Genomic DNA, 17,620 nt, shown 5'->3' on the forward strand with positions numbered 1-17,620 from the left:
CTCATGTCTGCCGGTGGAGGAACCTGATCCGGCGCCGCAAGAACGGTGCCATCCCCCCCACGGAGACCGTCATGAACGCCATCATTTCCAACCCGAACCAGCTGTCCGCTTCCCTGCCGACCATCCTGGACGTGCCGTTCGAAGGCTCGGGCCGCCGCCACAACATCAATGGCTTCGACCTGCGCAATGCCGATGTCGACCGCTTCAACGGCCTGCTCGCCCGGCTCGGCCGGACCCAGTCGCTGGATACCGACCAGCTGGCCAGCGCGGCCCGCGAATTGTGCGATCGCAGCATCCACGACTTCTCGCCGCCGAGCATCCGCCAGCGCCTGCGCCGGATCGCCGCCGTCGAGCAGATGGTCGGTGACGCCCGCTGGGAACCGGCCAATGACGCGGTCGATACCGCCCAGCTGATCGTCGACTACGCCCGCAGCCGCGACGACCTGATCCCGGACTGGCTGCCCAAGGTCGGCCGCCTCGACGACGCGATCGTGGTGGACGCCGCGTGGCCGCGGGTGTTCGCCGAGGTCGAGGACTACCTCGACTACGTCCGCCTGCGCAGCCTGGAAGCGCACCGCCGTGGTTGCGCGGTCGCCGACTTCGAATTCGGCCGCAAGGACTGGGAGCAGATGCGCTACGAGGAAGCGGTCTATGCCGAGCACGAGCGCCAGATCCGCGAGAGCAGCTACCTGCCCGGTTCAGTGTCCATGTTCCGCGTGCACTGAACGGCGGCATCGTCGGAGCCAGCTTGCTGGCAACCTGCGACGCCGACGTGGTTGCCAGCAAGCTGGCCCCTGCGAAGGCGCCTGGGAAAGCACGGAGGCCGCCGAAAGGCGGCCTCCTCGCGTCGGCATTCGGCAACGCCATCGGTCACCTTCACTTTTGGCCGACGAAACTTCACGGGCACGGGCGCATCATCGGACTCCCGGCTCGCACGCCGCCGGCCAATGCGAGCCCAGACCACCCGGCCGGAAGCGAGGTGTGTCATGCGTCAGCACCATCCGACACCCACCCCCGAACCCTTGCCGTTCGACCACATGTACAGCGGCATGCAGGCGCGTCGCTACGCCGACGAGATTCCGCTGGCCGATGCCGCGGTCGCACGCTTCGACCAGCTGCTGCACGAGATCCACGCCGACGCCCCGCGCGTCAACGCCGACCGCATGCAGCAACTGGCGGCCTGGCTGCTGAAGCTGCCCGCCGACCGCGCCCACGACGTCATCGATTCGCGCCTGCAGCGCGTGCACGAACTGCGCCTGATGCTCGCCGACGAGGACTGGGACAGCGACGAGGCGACGCGCGCGCGCATCGGCCAGTTGCTGGCCTACATCGATCGCGAGGACGACCTGATTGCCGACCACACGCCGGTGCTCGGCCAGCTCGACGACGTGCTGATGATCGAACTGGCCTGGCCGGCCTTCGCCGACGACGTCGAGGACTTCCGCGACTACTGCGACTACCGCCGCATCGAGCACCCGGCCGGACCTCCGCCGGCCAGGCGCGCGGCGTGGGTGCGCGACCGCCTCGACGAGCTGGCGCTGTGGCAGCACATGCTGTGGGTGCGCGAGCAGCACTACGCACCGTGGAACCTGCCGGCGCAGTTGTTCCGCGTCAGCTGAGACGACGGCCGAAGGCGGGAATAGGGAATTGGGAATAGGGAACGGTTGCGTGTGGCCGATTCGACGCACAGAACTTCGGTGACGCACCCGCCCACCGAGCCGTGCCATGGCCCCTCTGAACCCCACGTTCCCTATTCCCTATTCCCGATTCCCGCCTTCGCTCCTGTCAAGGCTTGTACGCGCCGGCCGGACTGATAGGCTGGCCTGTGCCGCGCCGGTCGTGGTTCGACCGAGCCGCCCGACGTCCAGGACAGCATGACAGCACCCCGTTTCGTTCATCTCCACCTGCACAGCGAGTACTCCCTCGCCGACTCGACGATCCGCATCGGCGAGATGGTCAAACGCTGCGTGGCGCTGTCGCAGCCGGCGGTCGCGCTGACCGACCTGGACAACCTGTTTGCCACGGTCAAGTTCTACAAGGCGGCCGAAGGCGCCGGCATCAAGCCGATCATCGGCGCCGACGTCGGCCTGGCCGACGGCAACGAAACCGCCTCGCACATGACCCTGCTGTGCCGGGACCGCAACGGCTACCTGACGCTATCGCGCCTGCTCAGCCGCGCCTGGATGGAAGGACACCGCACCGACGGCGTCGCCCTGCGCCCGGAGTGGCTACGCGAGGACAACGCCGGCCTGTTCGCCCTGGTGGGCCGCAACAGCCTGGCCGGACGCATGGCCGTCGGCGGTCGCCACGAACTGGCCGAGGCCTGGCTGGCCGACTGGCGTGGTTCTTTCGGCGAACGCCTGCACCTGGAGCTGACCCGCACCGGTCGCGACGGGGAGGACGCGTTCAATTCGTTCGCCCTGCATGCCGCCTCCACGCGCGGCATCCCGGTCATTGCCAGCAACGACGTGCGCTTCCTCGACCGTGACGGTTTCGAGGCGCATGAAGCACGCGTGTGCATCGCCTCCGGCCGTGTCCTCGACGACCCCAAGCGCCCGAAGGACTACACCGAAGAGCAGTACCTCAAGTCGTCGCAGGAAATGGCGGCGCTGTTCGCCGACATCCCCGACGCGATCGACAACGCCGTCTCGCTGGCCACGCGCTGCAACGTCGAGATGAAGCTCGGCGAATATGCGCTGCCGGCGTTCCCGGTACCGAGCGAGCACACCATCGAATCGTGGCTGCGCAACAGCGCGCGCGAGGGCCTGGACAAGCGCCTGGAGAAGGCGCCGCTCGCTCCCGGCAAGACGCGCGAGGAGTACGACGCGCGCCTGGAGATCGAGCTCGACGTCATCATCAAGATGGGGTTCCCGGGCTACTTCCTGATCGTGGCCGACTTCATCAACTGGGCCAAGGACCACGACATTCCGGTCGGTCCGGGCCGCGGTTCCGGTGCCGGTTCGCTGGTGGCGTGGGCACTGGGCATCACCGATCTCGATCCCCTGCCCTACGACCTGCTGTTCGAGCGGTTCCTAAATCCAGAACGCGTGTCGATGCCCGACTTCGACATCGACTTCTGCATGGACCGTCGCGACGAGGTCATCGACTACGTCGCGCGCAAGTACGGCCGCGACCGCGTCAGCCAGATCATCACCTACGGCACCATGGCGGCCAAGGCCGTGGTGCGCGACAGCGGACGCGTGCTCGGCCATCCGTACGGCTTCGTCGACGGCATCGCCAAGCTCATCCCGAACACGCTCGGCATCTCGCTTGACGATGCGCTGGGCGAATCGGAAGCGGCCAGGTCCGACAACAATCTCGCCTCGCCCGAGCTGATCCAGCGCTACCACGCCGAAGAGGACGTGCGCGACCTGCTCGACCTGGCGCGCAGCCTTGAGGACCTCACCCGCAACGCCGGCAAGCACGCCGGCGGCGTGGTGATCGCGCCGAGCCCGCTGAGCGACTTCTGCCCGCTGTTCGCCGAACACGACGGCGAGGGTCGCGGCAAGAGCCCGGTCACGCAGTTCGACAAGGACGACGTCGAAGCCGTCGGCCTGGTCAAGTTCGACTTCCTCGGCCTGCGCACGCTGACGATCATCGACTGGGCGGTGAAGGCGATCAACAAGCGCCGCGCCGCCGCAGGCGAGCCGGCCCTCGACATCGCCACGCTTCCGCTCGACGACAAGGCCAGCTACGAGCTGTTCGCGCGCGGCGACACGGTCGCGGTGTTCCAGTTCGAATCACGCGGCATGCGCGAGCTGCTCAAGCGCGCGCGCCCCGATACCTTCGAGGACATCATCGCGCTGGCCGCGTTGTTCCGCCCCGGCCCGCTGGGCTCGGGAATGGACCGCGAATGGGTCGACCGCAAGCACGGCAACACCGAAGTCTCCTACCCGCACGACTCGCTGGAACCGGTGCTGTCGCCAACCTACGGCGTCATCGTGTACCAGGAACAGGTGATGCAGATCGCCCAGGTGCTGGCGGGCTACACGCTCGGCGGCGCCGACATGCTGCGTCGCGCGATGGGCAAGAAGAAGCCCGAGGAGATGGCCAAGGAGCGCGCCAAGTTCGAGGCCGGCTGCGCCGAGCGTGGCATTGCCGCGCGCCAGGCCAGCCCGATCTTCGACTTGATGGAAAAGTTCGCCGAGTACGGCTTCAACAAGTCGCACTCGGCCGCCTATGCGCTGGTCGCCTACCAGACCGCCTGGCTGAAGGTGCACTACCCGTCGGAGTTCATGGCCGCGGTGCTGTCCTCGGACATGGACAACACCGACAAGGTCACCTCCTTCCTCGACGAATGCCGGGTGATGGGACTGACGGTGCTGCGCCCGGACGTCGACGAATCGGCGTACATGTTCGAGGCCAAGGACGCGACCACGATCCGCTACGGCATCGGCGCGGTGAAGGGCGTCGGCCGCGGCGCCTGCGAGGCGATCGTGGAAGCGCGCCGCGCCGGTCCGTTCGCCGACCTGCTCGATTTCGCCAAGCGCGTCGACAGCGGCAAGCTCAACCGCCGCGCACTGGAGGCACTGACCCAGGCCGGCGCGCTCGACAAGCTCGGCAAGAATCGCGCGAGCCTGATGCTGCAGCTGCCGGAAGTGCTCAAGGCCACCGACCAGCTGGCGCGCGAGCGCGAGGCCGGACAGGTCTCGCTGTTCGGCGGCTTCGACACGGCCGCGCCTGCGCTGCACATCGACCTGCCCGAGACCGACGAGTGGCCGCTGACGCAGATCCTCAACGGCGAACGCGACACGCTCGGGCATTACCTCAGCGGCCACCCGTTCGATCCGTATCGCGAGGAAGTCCGCGCGCTGATCGGCAACGATCTCGCCGGGCTGGAGAAGATCTGGGAGAACCGCCCCGAACCGGCGCGCGGCAGCTGGCGCCAGGAAGTGGAGACGGTCGTCGCCGGCCAGGTCGTCGGCCTGCGCAAGAAGGGCGACAGCCAGATGTTCGTGCAGATCGAGGACGGCCGCGGCCGCATCGAATGCGCCTTCTTCAACGAGACCTACAGCGAGTTCGCGCAGTTGCTGGTGCGCGACCGGTTGCTGGTGATCCAGGGCAACCTGCGCGAGGACACCTTCAGCGGCGGCTTCGCGTTGCGTGCAGTGCGCTGCTGGGATTACGAGCAGGTGTGCACGCGCAATGCGCAGCGCTTGTCGTTGCGGCTGGACCTGCGCGAGCCTGGCACTTGGCAGCGGGTGGATACGGTGCTGGCGGGCAATCGCCCGGGCTCTACGCCCATTCGCCTGGATCTCCTGGTGCGGAAGGGCAGCGCGGGCATGCTCGACCTCAATGGCACGCAGTCGGTGCGGATCGATGCGGAGCTGGCGTCGAAGCTGCGGGCGACGCCGGGGGTGCGGGCGGTGAAGGTGACGCTGGCGAAGCCCTGGGGCAACTAGGGCAAGAGCGCCCCCTCTTCCGCCCTTCGGGCACCTTCTCCCACGAGGGGAAAAGGAAGTGCGTCAAACCCTCTCCCCTTGTGGGAGAGGGACAGGCCGCAAAGCGGCCAGGGAGAGGGGACGGGCGTCAGTAGGCCAACTGCACCCGCCAATCGCGCCGCCCATCCCGCACCAACATGACGACCGCCTGCCTGGCAATGTCGTAGCTCCAGTCGTCAACCGACCTGCCATCCACCCGCAGCGACGAAGGCTTCCGCCCCACCCCATACACCGTCACCTCGACATCGCCCCACCACGGTGCGAACCCGTCGTGCACGACGTGCGACGTCACCGTCGCCCCGCGCCTGGACACGTCACACGCATACGCAACACGCAGCAGCGCCCCGTCCTTGTAGGCCTGGCTCTCGCCATCGTCCTGGTACAGCGACCCGCCGCACTCGCCGCCGGCATTCGGCAGATACACCTGCAGTTGCAACGGCCCAGCCGGCTTCTCGCCCGTGTGCTGCACCACCGCCTGCATCGGCACGATTGCTCCGGCGCGCGCGTAAAACGGCACCGTCGCCGGTCGCGGATCGAGCTTGATCGGATCCTTCTGCGCGACCTGGCGCTGCGAAGTGCCGAACGCATACCACTCGCCCGGCGGCAGCACGATCTGGTGCGCATCCAGCCGCTCGTCGCTCACCGGCGCCACGAACAGGTCCGGGCCGAACAGGAAGTCGCGGTCGTTGCCGTAGAACGCCAGCGCCTGCGGGTACAGCAGGAACACCGGCCGCATGATCGGCAGCCCGGTGCGCGCGTTCTCTTCGGCCACCGTGTAGAGGTACGGCATCAGCTTGTAGCGCAGCTCGATCGCCTCGCGACGCAGCGCCTCGTGCTGCGGCCCGTCGACCCAGGCCTCGTGCGGACGCGTGTCCGTCGCGGCGTGGTTGCGGAACACCGGATTGAACGCGCCGAGCTGGAACCAGCGCGTCAGCAGATCCGGCGGCGGCGAACCGATGAAACCGCCGACATCGTCGCCGGCCAGCGCCATGCCCGACAGGCCCAGGCTCAGCAGGTTCGGCGTGCTCTGCGCGAGGTGATGCCAGGTGGCGCTGTTGTCGCCGGTCCAGGTCGCGGCATAGCGCTGGGTGCCGGCGTAGGCGGCTCGGGTGAGCACGAACGGACGCTGCTCCGGCTGCAGCTTCAACAGGCCCTCGTAGGTCGCGCGTGCATTGAGCATGCCGTAGACGTTGTGGATGGCGCGGTGGTCGCGCTGGCTGCCGTCGTCCATGCGATGCACGGCATCCGGCGACATCGTGTTGCCGGGCACGTTGAACACCGACGGCTCGTTCATGTCGTTCCAGTAGCCGGCCGCGCCCATCGCGCTGAACTCGCGGTACAGGCCGCCCCACCAGTCGCGCACGCGCGTCAAAGTGAAGTCCGGGAACACCGCGTCGCCCGGCCACACCGGTCCGATGTACAGCGAACCGTCCGGGTTGCGGATGAAGGCATCGGCGGCCATGCCCGAGTCGAACGGCGCGTAGCCCGTGCCCGGTGCGTGCTTGATGTGCAGGTCGGTGATCAGCACCGTGCGCAGTCCCTGCGCACGCAAGTCGGCGATCATCTGCTCGAAGTGCGGGAACTGCTTGCGGTCGACGGTGAACGGCGCGTAGCCCTGCTGGTAGTCGATGTCGAGGTAGATCGCGTCGCTGGGAATGCGGTGCTCTCGCAGCTGCGAGGCGATCTCGCGGACCTTGCTCTCCGGGTTGTAGCTGTAGCGCGACTGCTGGAAACCCAGCGCCCACATCGGCGGCAGCGGCGTCCGACCGGTCAGCGCGGTGTAGCGCTCCAGAACGCGCGCCGGCTGCGGGCCGGCGATGAAGTAGTAGTCCAGCGCGCCGCCTTCGGCGCCGAACGAGAAGTACTCCTCCGACTCCTTGCCGAAGTCGAAGCTGCTGCGCGAGGTGTTGTCGAAGAACAGTCCGTACGCGGTGCCGGCGCGAAGGCCGATGAAGAACGGGATCGACTTGTACAACGGGTCGCTGGCGCCCTGCCATCCATAGGCGTCGGAGTTCCACATCGTGAAGGCGCGACCACGACGGTCGATCGGACCGGCTTTGTCGCCCAGGCCGTAGAAATGCGCATCGGCCGGCAGCTCCTTCCAGTTGCGCACGCGCGGTCCGTGCGGGCTGTCGGACCAGGCCATCGGCATCTGCGCGGAGTCGGCCAGCAGGACCTGGCCATTGCGATCGGCAAATTCCACCCGCAGCGGTTGCTTGCGGATCACGGCGACCACGTCGCCCGAAGTGATCCTCACCCCATCGGCCGCATCGACGACGTCGACCCTGGCCGGCGCCGCGCCCGGCACGACCGCCCACGACGCCGGCTCATCGAAGCGACCGGCGGGCGCCAGGGTGACGCGATACACGCCCTCGCCGATCACCGTCACGCGCACCCGCGCCGGGCCGGAAGCAACCTCGGCACCCTTGGCCTGGACCTCGACCCGGTCGACCGCGCCGACATGCCGCCAGCCCTGGGCGGCCACCGGCGTGATGCCGGAGAACATGCTCGCCAACGCCGCCACCGCAGCCCACCCACGTCCCTTCATCACGGCTCCCAAGACTCGCCCCTCCCGCTCCAGCGCGGCATGAGCGATTCAAGCACGTGCCCGCACCGGCCCGGCGCCGGCAGGCGATGAATACGACTTCATTGGCGTTTGACGCCGATCGGCGGTGATCGATGGGGTTGGGCGGCATTGGCCGGCCGGTCGGCGCTGGCCACACGTCTCGGTACGGTCGCCCTCCCTCGGCTAGACTGTCGGCTTTCCGGCCAACGGCCCCCGCATGAACCCGAATTACCTCGATTTCGAGCAGCCCATCGCCGACCTGGAAGCCAAGATCCAGGAACTGCGCCACGCCAGCAATGCGCCGGCCGTGGACGTGGATGCCGAAGTACATGCGCTGCAGGACAAGCTGCGCATCCGCACCGCCCAGATCTTCCGCGACCTGACCCCATGGCAGGTGTCGCAGCTGGCCCGTCATCCGGCGCGCCCGTACACCAACGATTACATCCGCATCATCTGCGACGAGTTCCAGGAACTCGCCGGCGACCGCGCCTACGCCGACGACGCCGCCATCGTCGGTGGCCTGGGCCGCATCAATGGCCGCAGCGTGGTGATCATCGGCCACCAGAAGGGCCGCGATACCAAGAGCAAGATCAAGCGCAACTTCGGCATGCCGCGTCCGGAGGGCTACCGCAAGGCGCTGCGCCTGATGAAGCTGGCCGAACGCTTCCGCCTGCCGATCCTGACCTTCATCGACACCCCGGGTGCCTATCCGGGCGTCGGCGCCGAAGAGCGCGGCCAGTCCGAGGCGATCGCCCGCAACCTGCTGGAGATGAGCGAGCTGAAGGTGCCGGTGATCTGCACCGTGATCGGCGAAGGCGGCTCCGGCGGCGCGCTGGCGATCGGCGTCGGCGACCGCACGCTGATGCTCGAATACAGCACGTACTCGGTGATCTCGCCGGAAGGCTGCGCCTCGATCCTGTGGAAGTCGGCCGACAAGGCCAAGGACGCCGCCGAGCAACTCGGCCTGACCGCCAAGCGCCTGCTCGGCCTGGGCCTGGTCGACAAGCTGGTGCGCGAGCCGATCGGCGGCGCCCACCGCAATCCGCGCCAGATGGCCACGCGCCTGAAGGCCGTGCTGCTCAACGAGCTCGATGCGCTCGAGGCACTGCCGGTCGAGGATCTGCTCGACCGTCGCTACCGTCGCCTGCGCAGCTACGGCGCATACGAAGCCGCCTGAGGTCTGTCGTCGTCCCTTCATCGGGACGACGTCTTCACACCGGCACCGCCCAGCGGCCGGTATTACTCGCGCCCGGGCCCGGCATGCCGCCGGGCGGGAGCGCTGCCATGGTCATCACCCGCGTCCGCGTGATGTCGGTCGCCAAGATCTTCGCCATCATCTCGGCCGTGTTCGGCCTGATCGCCGGCGTGCTGATGTTCCTGTCGTTCTCGGTCGGCGGCATGAGGGAAGCGGCACAGGCCGATCCCGGCCTGGCCTGGGTTGCCGGCCTGGGGGCCCTGGCGATCGTTGTCCTGCCGATCTTCTACGGCGTGATCGGCTTCATTGCCGGCGCGCTGTACGCGTGGATCTACAACGTCGCCGCGCGCTTCGTCGGCGGCATCGAGATCGAGACGCGCTGAAATTGGTTGGAGCGAGCTTGCTCGCGATCAGGCGGTGGGACTGCAGTTGCGCCTGTTCGCGAGCAAGCTCGCTCCTACAGTTTGGTTACCACGCGCGCAGGTATTGATCCGGCGCGTGCAGTTCGGCTTCCAGTTCGCGCGCTGCCCTGCGCGGGAAGTAGGGATCTCGCAGCAGTTCGCGCGCCAGCAGCACGACATCGGCGTCGCCATTTTCGATCACCGACTCGGCGTGGCCGGGCTCGGTGATCAGGCCCACTGCGCCGGTGGCGATGCCGGCTTCGCGGCGGATGCGCGCGGAGAACGGCACCTGGTAGCCCGGCTGCAACGGAATCTTCGCGCCATGCACCAGACCGCCGCTGGACACGTCGATCAGATCCACCCCGCGCGTCGACACCAGCCGCGCCAGCTCGATGCTCTGCTCGATGTCCCAGCCGCCGTCGGTCCAGTCGGTGGCGGAAACGCGCAGCCATATCGGCAGGCGCTCCGGCCACACCTTGCGCACCGCATCGAGCACTTCCAGCAGCAATCGCGTGCGGTTCTCGAAGCTTCCGCCGTAGGCATCGTCGCGCCGGTTCGACAGCGGCGAGAGGAACTGGTGCAGCAGGTACCCATGCGCGGCGTGCAACTCGATCAGGCGGAAGCCGGCGGCATGGGCGCGCCATGCGGCCGCGGCGAAATCATCGACGAGGTTCCTCAGCTGCGCCTCGTCGATCGCACGCGGCATCGGCGAGGTCTCGCTGAAGGGCAGCGCCGACGGCGCCACCGGCGTCCAGCCGCCATCGGCCTGCGACACGCTGATGCCGCCCAGCCACGGCGGTGCCACGCTGGCCTTGCGTCCGGCGTGGGACAGCTGGATGCCGGGCACCGCACCCTGGCAGGACATGAAGCGGGCGATGCGCGCCCAGGCCTCGGCCTGGCGGTCGTTCCAGATGCCGGTGTCGGCCGGCGAAATGCGGCCTTCGGCCGACACCGCGCTGGCCTCGGCGATGATCGCGCCCGCGCCGCCGACAGCACGGCTGCCCAGATGCACCAGGTGCCAGTCGTTGGGGACGCCGTCGACCGCCGAGTACTGGCACATCGGCGCCACCACCAGGCGGTTGCGCAGGGTCAGCGAACGTTGCTCGAAGGGGTCGAATAAGCGGGCCAAGGCCGTCTCTCCATGAAGGGTGCAGTGCGGGCACGTGGTAAATGGTGCGTCCGCGGCGACGCCAACACAGCACCAACGATGGGTTGCTGCATTCCAATGCCGTGGCACCATCGGCGAATGCCGCCAGACGCCCTGCCCACCTTGCACGCTGCCCTCCACGACCGCCCCGCGGGACCCGTGTGCGTGGCCTACAGCGGCGGCCTGGATTCCAGCGTGCTCCTGCATCTGCTGGCGACCACGGCCGGCCCGTCACCGCTGCGCGCACTGCACGTGCACCACGGCCTGCACCCGCAGGCCGATGCCTGGGCGGAACACTGCACACGGATCTGCGCAACGCTGGACGTACCGCTGACGGTGGTGCGTGTCAGCGTTGTCCCCGCCGGCGATGGCCCGGAGGCGGCCGCCCGCGCGGCGCGCCACGGCGCCTTCGCCGAAGCACTCATCGATGGTGAAGTGCTCGCGCTGGCACACCACCGCGACGACCAGGCCGAGACCTGGCTGCTGCGGGCACTGCGCGGCTCCGGCAGCGACGGACTGTCGGCGATGCGGCGCTGGCGCGAGTTCGGCCACGGTCGGCTGTGGCGGCCACTGCTCGAGCATGGCCGCGACGACCTGCTCGCTTACGCACGGACGCATGCGCTGGACTGGATCGACGATCCCAGCAACAGCGAGACGACGTTCGACCGCAACTTCCTGCGCCAGCGCGTGATGCCGCTGCTGCGCCAGCGCTGGCCGCATGCCGATTCGGCACTGGCGCAGTCGGCAGGTCTGGCGGCGCAGGCCGGCGAGTTGCTTGATGTCGGCGATGCACAGGCGCTGGCCGACGCCGCGACCGCGGATCCGCACTGCCTGTCGCGCAAGCGCCTGCTGGCGATGCCGGCGACGCGGCGGGCACGCGTGCTGCGCCGCTGGATCGCCAGGCTTGGACTGCCCGCCCTCCCTGCCAATGGCGTCGCCCGCATCGAGTCCGACCTGCTCGCCGCCGCCGACGACGCGCAGGCGCTGTTCGCCTGGCGCGACGCGACAGTGCGCAGCTGGCGCGACCTGCTGCATGCCGACCTCATCCGGCCGTCGATTCCGACGGACTGGCGCAGCGAATGGAATGGCCAGGCACCGCTGGCCTTGCCGCACGGCGGGCAGCTAAGGCTCGAAGGCGCGGCCTGGTTCGACGCGCAGGTCGTCGTGCACGCCCGCCACGGTGGCGAACGCTTCGTCCTGCCCGGCCGCAGCCACTCGCACAGCGTCAAGCACCTGCTGCAGGATCTGGGCGTTCCGCCGTGGCAGCGCGAGCGCCTGCCGCTGCTGAGCGACGCCTCCGGCCAGTTGCTCGCCATCGCCGACCTGGCCTATTCGGCGTCGTTCGATGCCTGGTTGCGCCAGCGCGGGGCGCGACTGGTGTGGGAAGACACCTGACTCCGCCCGGGGCGGCGGAACCGCGCCGCATGGCACGTTGCCCGGCTGCGGCAATTGACCCCCGCCGGGCCGGGTCGCAAACTTCGCCCATGTCGCGAAAAACTGCCAACGAAGCCGCAACGTCCGCCTCGCCCGTGAGCGATTTCGAGCAGTCGCTCGATGCGCTCGAACAACTCGTCGAAAAGATGGAACACGGCGAGATGAGCCTGGAAGACTCCCTGGCCGCGTACGAACGTGGCGTGGGCCTCTATCGTCGCTGCCAGAGCGCGCTCGAGCAGGCCGAACTGCGCGTGCGCCTGCTCAGCGATCCGCAGAACCCGGCCGCCGCCGAGCCGTTCGCCGCCCTGTCGCCGCAGGCGCCCACGTTGTCCAGCGCAAGCGATGACTGACCTGACCGGCTGGCGCGAGCGCGCCGACGCCGCGCTCACGCGAGCCCTGCCCGACCCCTCACTGCCACCGCAGCGGCTGCATGCCGCCATGCGCCACGCCGTGCTGCTCGGCGGCAAGCGCATGCGCCCGCTGCTGGTGTACGCCAGCGGTGCCGCGCTCGGCGCCAATGCCGATGCGCTGGACGCACCGGCCGTGGCGGTCGAACTGATCCACGCCTATTCGCTCGTGCATGACGACCTGCCGGCGATGGACGACGACGCCCTGCGTCGCGGCCAGCCGACCGTGCACGTCGCCTTCGACGAGGCCACGGCGATCCTCGCCGGCGATGCGCTGCAATCGCAGGCCTTCGAAGTGCTGGCTGCCGCGCCGGTGTCCGCGGAGATCCGGGTTGAACTGCTGCGCACGCTGGCCACGGCGTCCGGTGCCGCCGGCATGTGCGGCGGCCAGGCGCTCGACCTGGCAGCGACCGGCAACGGCGCGAGCCTGTCGGTCAACGATCTCGAACGCCTGCACGCACTGAAGACCGGCGCACTGATCCGCGCCGCGGTACGCATGGGTGCGCTGTGCGGTGGCGCATCGGCGGCCGAGCTCGACAGCCTCGACCGCTACGCCGATGCCCTCGGCCTGGCGTTCCAGGTGCGCGACGACATCCTCGACATCGAGGGCGACAGCGCCACCCTGGGCAAGACCGCTGGCAAGGACGTGGCGCAGGACAAGGCGACGTTCCCGGCACTGATCGGCCTGGACGCGTCGCGTGCAAGGTTGCAGGAATTGAGTGCGGTGATGACGGCCGAACTGGTGTCGTTCGGCGCGCGAGCCGACGCGCTGGCCGCATTGGGCCGACTGGCGATCGAGCGCGATCGTTGACCGAGTGAGGAACTGCTTCGCAGCAGTTCCTCACCGTGTTCAGGGCGACAGGGTCACTTCACCAGTCGCAGCGTGAACGGATAGCGGTAGGCAACGCCTTCGTTCGACTTCACCGCGGCAATGATGGTGAACACCAGCCAGGCCACGCCGATGACGACCCACGCCGGGATCGCGATCAGGAAGCCGATGCCCAGGGTGATGAACACCAGCACCCACAGCGCGAAGAACACGATCGCCACGGTGATGTTGTAGTTCAGCGCTTCCTTGGCCTGGTCCTCGACGAAGGGCATGGTGTCCTTCTTCAGCAGCCAGATGATCAGCGGGCCGAGGAACGTGCCCCAGCCACCGATTCCGGAGGTCAGCACCGCACCGGCGATCGCCGACAGGTGCGCGAACATCGCCCACTGGCGCTGCTCCGCCGAGATGCCGGTGAGGTTGCCTTCCGGCGGCGGCGGCGGGGGGGCATAGGGGCCCGGGTTGTTCGGGTTCTCGCTCATTGCGGCCTGCTCCCTTGACTGTTGAGGGTCACTTTCCACTCGCGACCCGGCCTGGTCAAGCGCGCGCCGGCCGCCTCACTCGACCGTCTCGCCTGCAACCGTCATCCGCCCGACCAGGATCGAGCCGGTGCGCAGGTGCGAACGCGGGTCGACGTCGCTGCCGACCGCCTCGATCGCGGCGAACATCGACTTCAGGTTGCCCGCCACGGTGATGCCGTCGACGGGGTACTGGATCTGCCCGTTCTCGATCCAGAAGCCGGCCGCGCCGCGCGAGTAGTCGCCGGTGACGGTATTGACGCCCTGCCCCATCAGCTCGGTGACCAGCAGGCCGCGCCCCATCCCGGCCAGCATCGCCTCGAAGTCGCCGGCATTGGCCTCGACCTGCAGGTTGTGCACGCCGCCGGCATTGGCAGTGGTCTGCAGGCCAAGCTTGCGCGCGGAGTAACTGCCCAGGATGTAACGCTGCAGCACGCCGCCCTTCACCAGCGGCGCTTCACGCGTGGCCACGCCTTCGGCGTCGAACGAACTGGAGCGGAAACCGCGTTGCAGGAACGGCAACTCGTCGATGGCGAACCAGTCGGGGAACAACTGCGTGCCGGCCGAATCGACCAGGAAGCTGGCGCGACGGTACAGCGCACCGCCGGAGACGGCGCCGAGCAGGTGGCCGATCAGCGAACGCGACATCTCGGCGGCGAACAGCACCGGGTATTCGCCGGTGGCAATCTGCCGCGGCTGCAGGCGCGAAGCGGCGCGCTGCGCGGCCTTGCGGCCGATCGTCGCGGCCGACTCGAGGTCGTCGGCGGACAGGCCGATGCTGTACCAGCCATCGCGCTGCATCGCGTCGCCGCGGCCAGCGATCAGGGCGCAGCCGAGGCTGTGCTGGGTGCTGCGTTCGCGGCCGATGAAACCGTGCGAATTGGCGTAGACGCTGATGCTCTCGCCGGTACCGACCGAAGCACCATCGGAGTTCTCGATGCGCGCATCCGACTCGCGGCCGGCCTGCTCGCAGGCCAGCGCCAGGTCGATCGCGCGGTCGGCGTCGATCACCCACGGGTGCCAGGAATCGAACTCACGCAGGTCGCGCGCCATCAACCCGGCCTCGGCCAGGCCGGCGGCGGCATCGTGCTCGGTGTGCAGGGCGATCGCGCAGGCCTGCTCGACGGTGGCGCCCAGGCTCTCCTCGCGCAGGTCGGCGGTGCTGGCGCTGCCCTTGCGCTGGCCGAAGTAGACGGTGACGGCGATGCCGCGGTCGCGGGTCGACTCGACCGTCTCGACCTCGCCCATGCGGACGTTCACATTGAGCCCGGATTCCTCCGAGCACGAGACCTCGGCCTGGGTGGCGCCGGCGGCACGGCAGCGCTCCAGCAGGCGCTGCGACACCTCCGCCAGGGACTCCAGGCGGGCATGGCTGTCACCCAGGGAGGCGGCGTATTGGGGAGTCAGTTCGTTCAATGGCTTATCCTTGGTGCCTGCCGTTCCGCGGGCTTGGGCCCGGGAACCGATTATCGAAATTCAGGAAGAAGTGTCATGCGTGGTAGAGACGAAGAAACCGGCGAGTTCCTCAGCCCCAGCCGCAGCCAGAACCGGCGCGAGGCGCTTGAGGTGCTGGCCCTGGGCGAGAAGCTGGTGGCGCTGACCGAGGCGCAGCTGGCCAAGCTGCCGGTGCCCGACTCGCTGCTGCCGCACATCCGCGAGTGCAAGCGCATCACCGCCAACATCGCCCACAAGCGCCAGCTGGCGTTTCTGGCCAAGCAGATGCGACGCGAAGACGACGACGTCCTCAACGCGCTGCGCGATGCGCTCGACGAGGACGGCGAAGCGGCGCGGCGCGAAGTCGCGGCCATGCACCGTGTCGAAGCCTGGCGCGAGCGCCTGATCGCCGACGGCGACCCGGCCCTGGCGCAACTGCTCGACGAATACCCGACGGCCGACCGCCAGCGCCTGCGCCAGCTGGTGCGCAACACCATCGACGAGCGCAACCGCAACAAGCCGCCGCATTCGTTCCGCGAGCTGTACCGCGAGCTGCGCGGGCTGATCGTGGGTGGTGGCGATGCGGGCGATGACGAGTCCGGCGACGTCGAATAACCGCAGCCTCTCTTTCACCGTTCGCCCTGAGCGTAGCGGCGCAGCCGCGAAGTCGAAGGGTCGCCGTGGCAGCAATACGCGGTCGGCGCTGATGTCCTTCGACTCCGCTGCGCTACGCTCAGGACGAACGGCTGAGTTGAGCAAGCGCGCTGTCATCACGCCTGCGTGCCACCCACCGTCAGTTGGTCGATCAGCAGCGACGGCTGGCCGACGCCGACCGGCACGCTCTGGCCGTCCTTGCCGCACACGCCCACGCCTTCATCCAGCGCCAGGTCGTGGCCGATCATCTTCACCCGCTGCATGGTTTCCGGGCCGTTGCCGATCAGCGTGGCGCCCTTCACCGGCGCGGTGATCTTTCCGTCCTCGATCAGGTACGCCTCGGTGGCCGAGAACACGTACTTGCCGCTGGTGATGTCGACCTGGCCGCCGCCGAAATTGACCGCGTACAGGCCCTTCTTGACCGAGCGGATCATCTCTTCCGGATCGTGCTGGCCGGCCAGCATGTAGGTGTTGGTCATGCGCGGCATCGGCAGGTGCGCGAACGATTCGCGACGGCCATTGCCGGTCGGTGCCATGCCCATCAGGCGCGCGTTGAGCGTGTCCTGCATGTAGCCGACCAGGACACCGTCCTCGATCAGCGTGGTGCAGTTGGTCGGCGTGCCTTCGTCGTCGACATTGAGCGAACCGCGCCGGCCCGGCAGCGTGCCGTCGTCGACGATGGTGACGCCCGGCGAGGCGACGCGCTGGCCCATGCGGCCGGCGTAGGTCGAGGTGCCCTTGCGGTTGAAGTCGCCTTCCAGGCCGTGGCCGACGGCTTCGTGCAGCAGCACGCCCGGCCAGCCACTGCCGAGCACCACCGGCATGATGCCGGCCGGCGCATCGATCGCTTCCAGGTTCACCAGCGCCTGGCGCAGCGCTTCGCGTGCGAGGTGCTCGGGCTTGTCGCCGTCGAGCAGCTCGGCGTAGCTGTAGCGACCGCCACCGCCGGCATAGCCGCTTTCGCGACGGCCGTTTTGCTCGACGATCACCTGCACGTTGAGGCGCACCAGCGGGCGCACGTCGGCGGCGAGCACGCCGTCGCTGCGCGCGACCAGGATCGTGTCGACGCCACCGGACAGGCTCACCATCACCTGCTGCACGCGCGGGTCGGCGGCACGAAGCATGCGGTCGATGCGGCGCAGCGCTTCGACCTTGGCTTCGTTGGCGTAACCGTCGATCGGATCTTCTGGCACGTAGAGTTCGCGGCCACCGCCGCGCACCAGCGCGTGCGGTGACTGCGTGGAGCCGTCTCGCGCGATTGCGCGGGCCGACTTCGAAGCGGCCAGCAGCGCCTGCGTGTTGATCTCGTCGGAATAGGCGAATCCGGTCTTCTCGCCGCTGATCGCGCGCACGCCCACGCCCTGCTCGATCGAATGCGCACCGTCCTTGACGATGCCGTCCTCGACCGTCCAGCTCTCGCGACGGGCGTGCTGGAAATACAGGTCGCCAAAGTCCACGCCCGGTCCGAGCAGAGTGCCGAACGTGCGTTCAAGGCCGCCGGCATCGAGCCCGGCGGGCAGCAGCAGGCGGGATTCGGCGATCTGGATGGGCAGGGTCATCGGGTCGGGAGGCTCTGGGGCTTGGGGCTATCGGGGAG

Annotated in this window: 14 protein-coding genes; 9 read left to right on the top strand and 5 right to left on the bottom strand. The window is 68.6% G+C overall.

The features are described 5' to 3' along the window. The first annotated feature begins 71 nt into the window (after window positions 1-71). The 3 genes from AC3A3Q_RS16675 to dnaE all read left to right on the top strand — a co-directional run bounded on the left by AC3A3Q_RS16675 (window position 72) and on the right by dnaE (window position 5,402). Entirely contained in the window at window positions 72-725 is a 654-nt protein-coding gene (locus AC3A3Q_RS16675) for a hypothetical protein (protein ID WP_487587295.1), read from the top strand. Between the two features lie 261 nt (window positions 726-986). Further along, complete coding sequence (locus AC3A3Q_RS16680) at window positions 987-1,619, top strand: YkvA family protein (protein ID WP_487587296.1); 633 nt, start codon at window positions 987-989, stop codon at window positions 1,617-1,619. Between the two features lie 255 nt (window positions 1,620-1,874). Continuing rightward, a complete protein-coding gene (gene dnaE / locus AC3A3Q_RS16685; RefSeq protein ID WP_487587297.1) occupies window positions 1,875-5,402 on the top strand; it encodes a DNA polymerase III subunit alpha in 3,528 nt (1,175 codons plus the stop codon). A gap of 127 nt (window positions 5,403-5,529) precedes the next feature. Here dnaE and AC3A3Q_RS16690 read toward each other — a convergent pair whose 3' ends face one another. Next, window positions 5,530-7,989, bottom strand: a complete 2,460-nt coding sequence (locus AC3A3Q_RS16690) for a glycoside hydrolase family 31 protein (protein ID WP_487587298.1) — start codon at window positions 7,987-7,989, stop codon at window positions 5,530-5,532. Window positions 7,990-8,224: 235 nt separating this feature from the next. On the opposite strand from AC3A3Q_RS16690, the gene AC3A3Q_RS16695 reads away from it, so the two are divergent. After that, window positions 8,225-9,184 carry an acetyl-CoA carboxylase carboxyltransferase subunit alpha gene (locus tag AC3A3Q_RS16695; RefSeq protein ID WP_200606050.1) on the top strand — a complete coding sequence of 320 codons (960 nt, stop codon included), beginning with the start codon at window positions 8,225-8,227 and terminating at the stop codon, window positions 9,182-9,184. A gap of 107 nt (window positions 9,185-9,291) precedes the next feature. Then, window positions 9,292-9,585, top strand: coding sequence for a hypothetical protein (locus AC3A3Q_RS16700; RefSeq protein WP_487587299.1), 294 nt, complete (start codon window positions 9,292-9,294; stop codon window positions 9,583-9,585). 85 nt (window positions 9,586-9,670) lie between these two features. On the opposite strand, the gene AC3A3Q_RS16705 is transcribed toward AC3A3Q_RS16700, so the two are convergent. After that, window positions 9,671-10,732: an NADH:flavin oxidoreductase/NADH oxidase gene (locus tag AC3A3Q_RS16705; RefSeq protein WP_487587300.1), complete on the bottom strand. Its 1,062-nt coding sequence runs from the start codon at window positions 10,730-10,732 to the stop codon at window positions 9,671-9,673. A 117-nt stretch (window positions 10,733-10,849) separates the two neighbouring features. Here AC3A3Q_RS16705 and tilS point away from each other — a divergent pair, with 117 nt between their 5' ends. The 3 genes from tilS to AC3A3Q_RS16720 all read left to right on the top strand — a co-directional run bounded on the left by tilS (window position 10,850) and on the right by AC3A3Q_RS16720 (window position 13,402). Then, window positions 10,850-12,145 (top strand): tRNA lysidine(34) synthetase TilS, encoded by a 1,296-nt coding sequence (tilS, locus tag AC3A3Q_RS16710; RefSeq protein WP_487587301.1) that lies wholly within the window; start codon window positions 10,850-10,852, stop codon window positions 12,143-12,145. Window positions 12,146-12,234: 89 nt separating this feature from the next. Further along, window positions 12,235-12,534, top strand: a complete 300-nt coding sequence (locus AC3A3Q_RS16715; protein WP_487587302.1) for an exodeoxyribonuclease VII small subunit — start codon at window positions 12,235-12,237, stop codon at window positions 12,532-12,534. Then, window positions 12,527-13,402, top strand: coding sequence for a polyprenyl synthetase family protein (locus tag AC3A3Q_RS16720; protein ID WP_487587303.1), 876 nt, complete (start codon window positions 12,527-12,529; stop codon window positions 13,400-13,402). The genes AC3A3Q_RS16715 and AC3A3Q_RS16720 overlap by 8 nt, the downstream gene beginning before the upstream one ends. Window positions 13,403-13,455: 53 nt before the next feature. Here AC3A3Q_RS16720 and AC3A3Q_RS16725 read toward each other — a convergent pair whose 3' ends face one another. Beyond that, window positions 13,456-13,899: a DUF4870 domain-containing protein gene (locus AC3A3Q_RS16725; protein WP_487587304.1), complete on the bottom strand. Its 444-nt coding sequence runs from the start codon at window positions 13,897-13,899 to the stop codon at window positions 13,456-13,458. A 75-nt stretch (window positions 13,900-13,974) separates the two neighbouring features. Further along, on the bottom strand, window positions 13,975-15,351 hold the full coding sequence (gene pmbA, locus AC3A3Q_RS16730; RefSeq protein ID WP_487587305.1) for a metalloprotease PmbA: 1,377 nt from the start codon (window positions 15,349-15,351) through the stop codon (window positions 13,975-13,977). A gap of 75 nt (window positions 15,352-15,426) precedes the next feature. Between pmbA and yjgA the strand changes: the two genes are divergently transcribed. Continuing rightward, on the top strand, window positions 15,427-15,984 hold the full coding sequence (yjgA, locus tag AC3A3Q_RS16735; protein WP_487587306.1) for a ribosome biogenesis factor YjgA: 558 nt from the start codon (window positions 15,427-15,429) through the stop codon (window positions 15,982-15,984). Window positions 15,985-16,139: 155 nt separating this feature from the next. Here yjgA and tldD read toward each other — a convergent pair whose 3' ends face one another. Next, entirely contained in the window at window positions 16,140-17,582 is a 1,443-nt protein-coding gene (gene tldD, locus AC3A3Q_RS16740) for a metalloprotease TldD (RefSeq protein ID WP_487587307.1), read from the bottom strand. Window positions 17,583-17,620 lie beyond the last annotated feature (38 nt).

This window comes from Lysobacter sp. Soil_C_59 (genome assembly GCF_057656415.1).